The 6,502-nt window shown below is 72.2% G+C and carries 5 protein-coding genes and 1 pseudogene; 2 read left to right on the top strand and 4 right to left on the bottom strand.

Annotation, left to right across the window (positions count from 1 at the left end; genetic code table 11):
• Positions 1–601 (bottom strand): annotated as a pseudogene (locus tag ACWD3D_RS31785) (hypothetical protein); the annotation flags it as partial.
• A gap of 178 nt (positions 602–779) precedes the next feature.
• Here ACWD3D_RS31785 and ACWD3D_RS31780 point away from each other — a divergent pair.
• Positions 780–1,673 carry a chitosanase gene (locus ACWD3D_RS31780; RefSeq protein ID WP_451464200.1) on the top strand — a complete coding sequence of 298 codons (894 nt, stop codon included), beginning with the start codon at positions 780–782 and terminating at the stop codon, positions 1,671–1,673.
• A 67-nt stretch (positions 1,674–1,740) separates the two neighbouring features.
• Here the strand turns inward: ACWD3D_RS31780 and ACWD3D_RS31775 are convergent, their stop codons facing one another.
• Both ACWD3D_RS31775 and ACWD3D_RS31770 read right to left on the bottom strand, forming a co-directional pair.
• Positions 1,741–1,995, bottom strand: coding sequence for a WhiB family transcriptional regulator (locus tag ACWD3D_RS31775; RefSeq protein ID WP_328718239.1), 255 nt, complete (start codon positions 1,993–1,995; stop codon positions 1,741–1,743).
• A gap of 83 nt (positions 1,996–2,078) precedes the next feature.
• Positions 2,079–2,870, bottom strand: coding sequence for a VOC family protein (locus ACWD3D_RS31770; protein ID WP_451464199.1), 792 nt, complete (start codon positions 2,868–2,870; stop codon positions 2,079–2,081).
• Positions 2,871–3,149: 279 nt separating this feature from the next.
• Here ACWD3D_RS31770 and ACWD3D_RS31765 point away from each other — a divergent pair, with 279 nt between their 5' ends.
• Complete coding sequence (locus tag ACWD3D_RS31765; RefSeq protein ID WP_451464198.1) at positions 3,150–5,315, top strand: DEAD/DEAH box helicase; 2,166 nt, start codon at positions 3,150–3,152, stop codon at positions 5,313–5,315.
• Between the two features lie 22 nt (positions 5,316–5,337).
• Here the strand turns inward: ACWD3D_RS31765 and ACWD3D_RS31760 are convergent, their stop codons facing one another.
• Positions 5,338–6,417: an ABC transporter permease gene (locus tag ACWD3D_RS31760; RefSeq protein ID WP_451464201.1), complete on the bottom strand. Its 1,080-nt coding sequence runs from the start codon at positions 6,415–6,417 to the stop codon at positions 5,338–5,340.
• Between the last annotated feature and the right edge of the window lie 85 nt (positions 6,418–6,502).

Raw genomic sequence — 6,502 nt, 5'->3', positions numbered from 1 at the left:
TGATCGGCGAGGACGGCACGGTCCTGGGCACGGCCCGGGGCGGCGGCTTCCAGCCGCCCGTCGTGGGGATTCCCGCCGCGCTGGACGTGCTCGCCAGGGCGTGGAAGAGTTCCGGCAGGAGTGCCTCCACGACCTCGGGTGAGCAGCCGGGCAGCATCCGGGCCGCCTCCGCGTCACCCCAGGTACGGCGCAGGGAGACGATCAGCCGGTCGGCCAGTCCGGTGCGGCGGCCCGCGACGACTGCCCGGATCAGCTGGAGCCGTACGGCGGCCGGTGCGTCGGCCACCGCGTCCTCGAACACCGCGTCGGGCACGCCGAGCCCGTCCGCCACCCGCAGCGCCTGGCCCCGGACGAAGGGGTCCTCGTCGGCGATGTGCCGGGCCACCCACTCCCGGTCGCCGCCCGATGCCGCCGCGAGGACGGCGACGCCACGTTCGTACGGGTCACCGTCTTCCAGCTCCTCCAGCACCGGCCCCAGTTCACCGGCGTCCGCCAACCGTCGCGCACGGTCGGCCAGTTCCCGCATGCGGGCGGGGTACGGAAGCGGGTCGAGGCTGTCGAGCAGGGCGCAGGCCAGGATCAGCGGCCGGTTGTCGGTCATGGGAGGATTCTGCCGCGCGGGGGCCAGGTCAGGGCCATGGTTTTACCGACTGCGATCAGTGCGGTGACCGGGCGAGCGAGGGCAACCACTCCGGGAGGATCACCCCAAAAGCACCCCTGCCGAGGTCGCGCCGGGGCTGACCAGTGGGTTTCCTGTGAACAGCCCTACACTGTGCGGCGTGAAACCTGCCATACGTCTCGCCCTCGTCGGCGCCCCGGTCATCATCGCTCTCTCGCTGATCTTCGGAGGCAGCGGAGACGAACTGCCCTCCGACACCGGGCAGCCCACGTCCGGCGAGGAGAAGCAGTCGGCTGCGGACATCCGCGCCGAGGAGGACGCGGAGATCGCGGAGCAGCCTCCGGGGCTCGCCGATCCGGCGATGAAGGAGATCGCGTCGGAGCTGGTCTCCAGTGCGAACAGCGCCACCCTCGACTGGCAGAGCCGGTACGGCGCGATCGAGGACACCGGGGACGGCCTGGGCTACACCGCCGGGATCGTCGGTTTCTGCTCGGGCACCAGCGACATGCTGGACCTCGTGGAGCGCTTCACCGCCGGGCACCCGGACAATCCGCTGGCGCCCTTCCTGCCGGCACTGCGCAAGGTGAACGGTTCCGGATCGCACGACGGACTGGACCCCGGGTTCACCGACGCCTGGAAGCTGGCCTCCCAGGACCAGGCGTTCCGCGCGGCGCAGGAGGAGACCCGCGACCGTCTCTACTTCGAGCCGGCCGTCCGGCAGGCGAAACTCGACGGGCTGGGACCGCTCGGGCAGTACATCTACTACGACGCGATGGTGCTGCACGGACCCGACACCAGCAAGACGGGCTTCTACGGCATCCGGGAAGCGGCCCTGTCGGACGCCGACACGGTGGCCGAGGGCGGTGACGAGGAGGAGTACCTCGACATCTTCCTGGACGCGAGCAGGAAGGCGATCCTGGCGAAGCGCACCGGGCGCGACACCTCCCGGATCGACGACATGCAGATGAAATTCCTCGACGAGGGGAACTTCAAGCTGGCCGCTCCCCTGGAGTGGCGGATGTACGGAAAGACCTTCCGCATCCCGGCCGCCTGAGGACCCCTCACGGGAGTGCCGTGATTCCCGCCGCTCCCGTGACTTCCCCGCTTCCCGCCCGCTCCGGTCAGGCGCTTTCGCGGCCGGAGCGGCGCAGCCGGTCGCGCTCGTTCTCCGAGAGTCCTCCCCAGACGCCGAACCGCTCGTCATTGGCGAGGGCGTATTCCAGACACGCGACGCGGCCCTCGCAGGCGAAGCAGAGCCGCTTCGCGTCACGGGTCGAGCTGCCGGGCGCGGGGAAGAAGAACTCGGGACCGGTCTGGGCGCACAGGGCCGTGTCCTGCCAGGCGAGCGCGTCCTCGGTGGTGGTGTTCGTCAGCATGCGCCCAGCATGCCGTCCGTCAATAAACATCCGTTGAACGTCCACTTCTGGCCACGCCCTCCGTCGGCGCGTGACGTGAAGGTTCAGTCCATCGGGGCGGGCTTGATGACGGCGAAGGAGGCTCCGTACGGGTCGTCGACGTTGGCCATCACACCGACCTTCTCCACGTCCATCGGCCCCAGGGTGACGGTCCCGCCGAGGCGGACGGCGTCGCCCAGTGCCGCGTCGACGTCGTCGACGTGGAAGTACGGCAGCCAGTGCGGTCCCGACCGGGCCTCGCTCGGCACCTCGTCCAGGCCGACGAGTCCGCCGAAGAACGCCTCTTCGCCCTTCGTACCGGCGGGCCGGACCATCGTGTAGGTGCCGCCGGGAAATTCGGTGGCCTCGCTGTCCCAGTCGAAGACGCTTCCGTAGAACGCCTTCGCCGCCGCCACGTCCGGGGTGTACAGCTCGGACCAGATGAGCGTGCCCGGCACCTGGGTCGCGCCGAGTCCGGGGTTCTGCTTGGGCTGCCAGCTGCCGAAGTAGGCTCCCGCCGGGTCGGTGAAGCCGCCCATCCGGCCGTACTCCAGCACGTCCATGGGCGCGAAGGGTACGTTTCCGCCGCCCGCCTCGACCGCGCGGGCGGTCGCGTCCACGTCCGGGGACTGGAAGTACACCGACCACGTCGGCTTGGCCTGCTCGTCGGTGACGGTCATCGCTCCCGCGACGGTCCGGCCGTCCAGGGTGTACATCCCGTAGCCGCCGGTCTCGGGACCGCCGGGTACCAGGTCCCATCCGAACAGGCCGCGGTAGAAGGTGGTCGCCCCGTCGAGGTCGGGCGTGCCCAGGTCGATCCAGTTGGGCGCGCCGGGGACGAAGGTCGGGTCGAGCATGGCGCTGCACTCCTTCAGCAGGGCCCGTTGCCGCCCCGCTTGACTCGTCGGTACAGGTCGTGGACGTGCTCTCGCGCAGGGGCATCCCTGGCTTTTCGAGTCTGCCACCGGTGGCAGGACGTCGCAGTTCCGGGACCGGCCGACCGGTCGCGGAACTCCGGGGCACGATCCGGACGGGGCGGTGCCGTCCTCCCGTCACCCGGCCGTGGGACCATGGGGGCCTCGTCGCGACCCTGGGATTCGGTGCGACGGGCGGGGCGGTGGGACAGAGGGACGTACATGCCACAGGACGACGCGACGGGCGCCAGGAAGGCGGTCCGGCCGCTGCTCGCGGACGCGGACGTGCTGCTGGCAGCGGCCCGCGCGGTGCCCACCGACCACGACCGGGCTCTGGAGTCCGTGCGCTCCGTGCTCGATCCCCTCATCGGCTCCCTGACCGGCCGGGAGCTGGACGCGATCCCGGTCGCACGGCTCCGCGACGTGACGGAGGGGCGGCTGCGCATCACCGCCTTCGAACAGGCGGGGTTCCGCACGGTCGGCGCGGTGCACACGGCGAGCCGGTACGAACTCCGAAGGCTGCCCGGGGTGGGGGCGCAGACCGCCGACCAGGCGCTGGCCGCCGCCGAGCAGCTCGCGCACGCGGTCCGCGACACGATCGCGGTACGCCTCGACGCGGACGCGCCGGACCCTGCCACCACCGCGCTGGTGGTGGCCCTGCACCGGCTGGTCGAAGCGGGCCCCGACGCGCGGCGGGCCCGCGAGGCGGCGCTGCGCCTGATCGGGCACCTGGAGGAGCCCCTCGCCGCGGCGGCACCGGCCAGAGGACGGCTGCGCCCCCTCTTCCTCGGCCGTCAGGCGCGCGGCCGGGTCGCGGTGGCGGTGGAGACCGTGCGTACGGTGCTGGCGCAGGCCGAGGAGCAGCGCCTCCCGCTCCTTTTCGGCCAGGTGTGTGTCGATCTGCTGCGGGCCCCGGAGCCGGACGCGGCGGCCTGGGTCGACTTCGAGCTGCGGCCGGCGGAGTACTACGGCCTGCTGGCCGAACTGTCGGGAACGGGTCCGGACCGGGACGCCGCCGAGGGGTTCCTGCCCGCCACCATCGCGGACCGGGTACGCGGACTGCGGCTGGACGACACACGGTTGCGGGTGTCGCTGCGCGGCTACCAGTCGTTCGGGGCCCGGTTCGCGCTCGCCCAGAAGCGGGTGGTGCTCGGGGACGAGATGGGGCTGGGCAAGACGGTCCAGGCCATCGCCGCGCTCGCGCACTTGGCGGCGGGCGGGGAGCGCCACTTCCTGGTGGTGTGCCCGGCGAGCGTGCTCATCAACTGGACCCGGGAGATCCGCGCGCGCTCCACGCTGAGCGTGCTGCCCGTCCACGGCCCCGACCGGGAGGACGCGTTCGCCCAGTGGCGGCACTCGGGCGGGGTCGCGCTCACCACCTTCGACGCGCTCCACGCCCTGGCGGACGCGGGGGCGGGGGTGCGGCCGGCCATGCTCGTCGTCGACGAGGCGCACTACGTGAAGAACCCCGACACCCGCAGGTCACGGGCGGTCGCCGGGTGGGCGGACCGGGCCGAACACGTCCTTTTCCTCACCGGCACGCCGATGGAGAACCGGGTGGCGGAGTTCCGCAGTCTGATCCGGCTGCTCCGCCCCGAGCTCGCTCCCTCGGTCGACACCACGCACGGCGCCGCCGGTTCGCTCGCCTTCCGCCGCGCCGTCGCGCCCGCCTACCTCCGGCGCAACCAGGAGGACGTCCTGACCGAACTGCCCGCCCTGGTCCGGGCCGACGAGTGGGTGGAGTTCAGCGAGGCGGACCTCGGCGCCTACCGCGCCGCGGTGGACGAGGGCCACTTCATGCGGATGCGCCGGGCGGCGTACGCGGTACCGGAGGCGTCGGCGAAGCTGGCGCGGCTGCGGGAGCTGGTCGCCGAGGCCGCCGCGAACGGGCACAAGGTGGTGGTGTTCTCGTACTTCCGCGACGTGCTGGCGACCGTGCGCGCGGCCCTCGGCGACGACGTGTTCGGACCGTTGGCCGGAAATGTTCCGGCGGCCCGCCGTCAGGAGCTGGTGGATGCCTTCGGGGCGGCACGCGGCCACGCGGTGCTGCTGAGCCAGATCCAGACGGGCGGCACCGGGCTGAACATGCAGGCCGCCTCCGTGGTCATCCTCTGCGAGCCGCAGATCAAACCCACCCTGGAGCACCAGGCGGTGGCCCGGGCGCACCGGATGGGTCAGATACGCGCCGTCCAGGTGCACCGGCTGCTCACGGCGGACAGCGTCGACCAGCGGATGATGACGCTGTTGGCGCGCAAGGACCGGGCGTTCGACGCGTACGCCCGGCGCAGCGACCTCGCCGAGGCCGTGCCCGAGGCCGTGGACGTGTCGGACGGAACGCTGGCCCGGCTCATCGTGGAGGAGGAGCAGTTGCGCTTGGGCCGTGTCTGACGTTCGACCGAGCCCGGGGTGTTCATCCGGGTGCCGCCGCGTGCTCGGGCTCCTTCGGCCGGCCGCCGGGGTGGCGGTGGCGCCAGGTCCAGAACACGGCGCAGGAGACGAGGGCCCAGACGCCGAGCACCAGATAGGGGAAGAGGAACTGGTGCCCGTGGTAGTAGACGGCGGTGTGCTGGGCGTTGACGGAGGCGCCCGGGGGCAGCCAGCGGCCGATGTGCCCGAGCAGTGACGGCAGCAGCGGCCAGGAGACGGCGCCGCCGGACGACGGGTTGCCGAGCAGCACCATGACGCCCCAGGTCGGAAGCATCGCCCAGCGCCCGATGAGGGTGTTGAACATGGTGAAGACCATGGCGCAGGTGAACATCGTGTAGGCCAGGATCAGCCAGGACTGGAGGAAGGGCAGGTCCAGTGCCCCGAGCCCCCAGTCCACCACGGCGGCGATGGCGAACCCTCCGAGCAGCGCGTGGGCGACGGTGAAGAGGATGCGCTCCAGCGGGTTCAGGCTGCGGGCGTGGACGCTGAGCTGGATGGCTCCGACGAAGCCGAGGATGACGGCGGCGAGCGAGATGTAGAAGAGCGCGAGTCCTCGGGGGTCGCCGGGCTGGAGGGGCTTGACGTCCCGGACGGTGACCGGGACCCCGACCGCCTTGCCCACCTTCTCCCCCGCCTCGGCGAGAAGCTGGGCCACCGAGGCGCCGGAGGCCGCCGCGACGTCGAGGTGCACCCGGTCGTCGTCGGCGCGCAGGATGGTGAAGACGCGTTGCTCCTGGAGCGCTTCGTCGGCCTCGGCCATCGTGTCGTACTCGTGCAGGACCAGGGAGGTGTCCAGGGCCTTCTCCATTCCTGCCACGAACGCTGTGCCGCGCGGCGGAGCGGGCTGGCCGATCACGGCGGCGGGGATCCGGTGCGGGGTGGGGTTGGCCATGGCGTAGGTGTACGACCCGGCGAAGAGGCCCGCCGCGGCGGCGAGGATGAACAGCAGCACGGTCGCGGGGAAGTACGGCGATTCCTTGAAGGCGTGCCACTTGTCGCGCGGGGTGGAGGGCCGGCCGTGGGCGCCGTGCGGGGCGCGGCGGCCGGGCGCCGTGGCGCGCAGTCGGGTGCGCACCCCGGCGGAGTCGAGGGCCTTGCGGGCGAGGGTGTCGTGGAGTTCACCGAGCGGTACGGCCGCCCACCCGATG

The organism is Streptomyces sp. NPDC002690 (assembly GCF_053592415.1).
This window is presented reverse-complemented; position numbering and strand designations above follow the sequence as displayed.

Bases quoted from the DNA above. Each gene is read 5' to 3' on its own strand.
- ACWD3D_RS31765 (WP_451464198.1), top strand. From the start codon at position 3,150: ATGCCACAGGACGACGCGACGGGCGCCAGGAAGGCGGTCCGGCCGCTG.
- ACWD3D_RS31770 (WP_451464199.1), bottom strand. From the start codon at position 2,870: ATGCTCGACCCGACCTTCGTCCCCGGCGCGCCCAACTGGATCGACCTG.
- ACWD3D_RS31775 (WP_328718239.1), bottom strand. From the start codon at position 1,995: ATGCTGACGAACACCACCACCGAGGACGCGCTCGCCTGGCAGGACACG.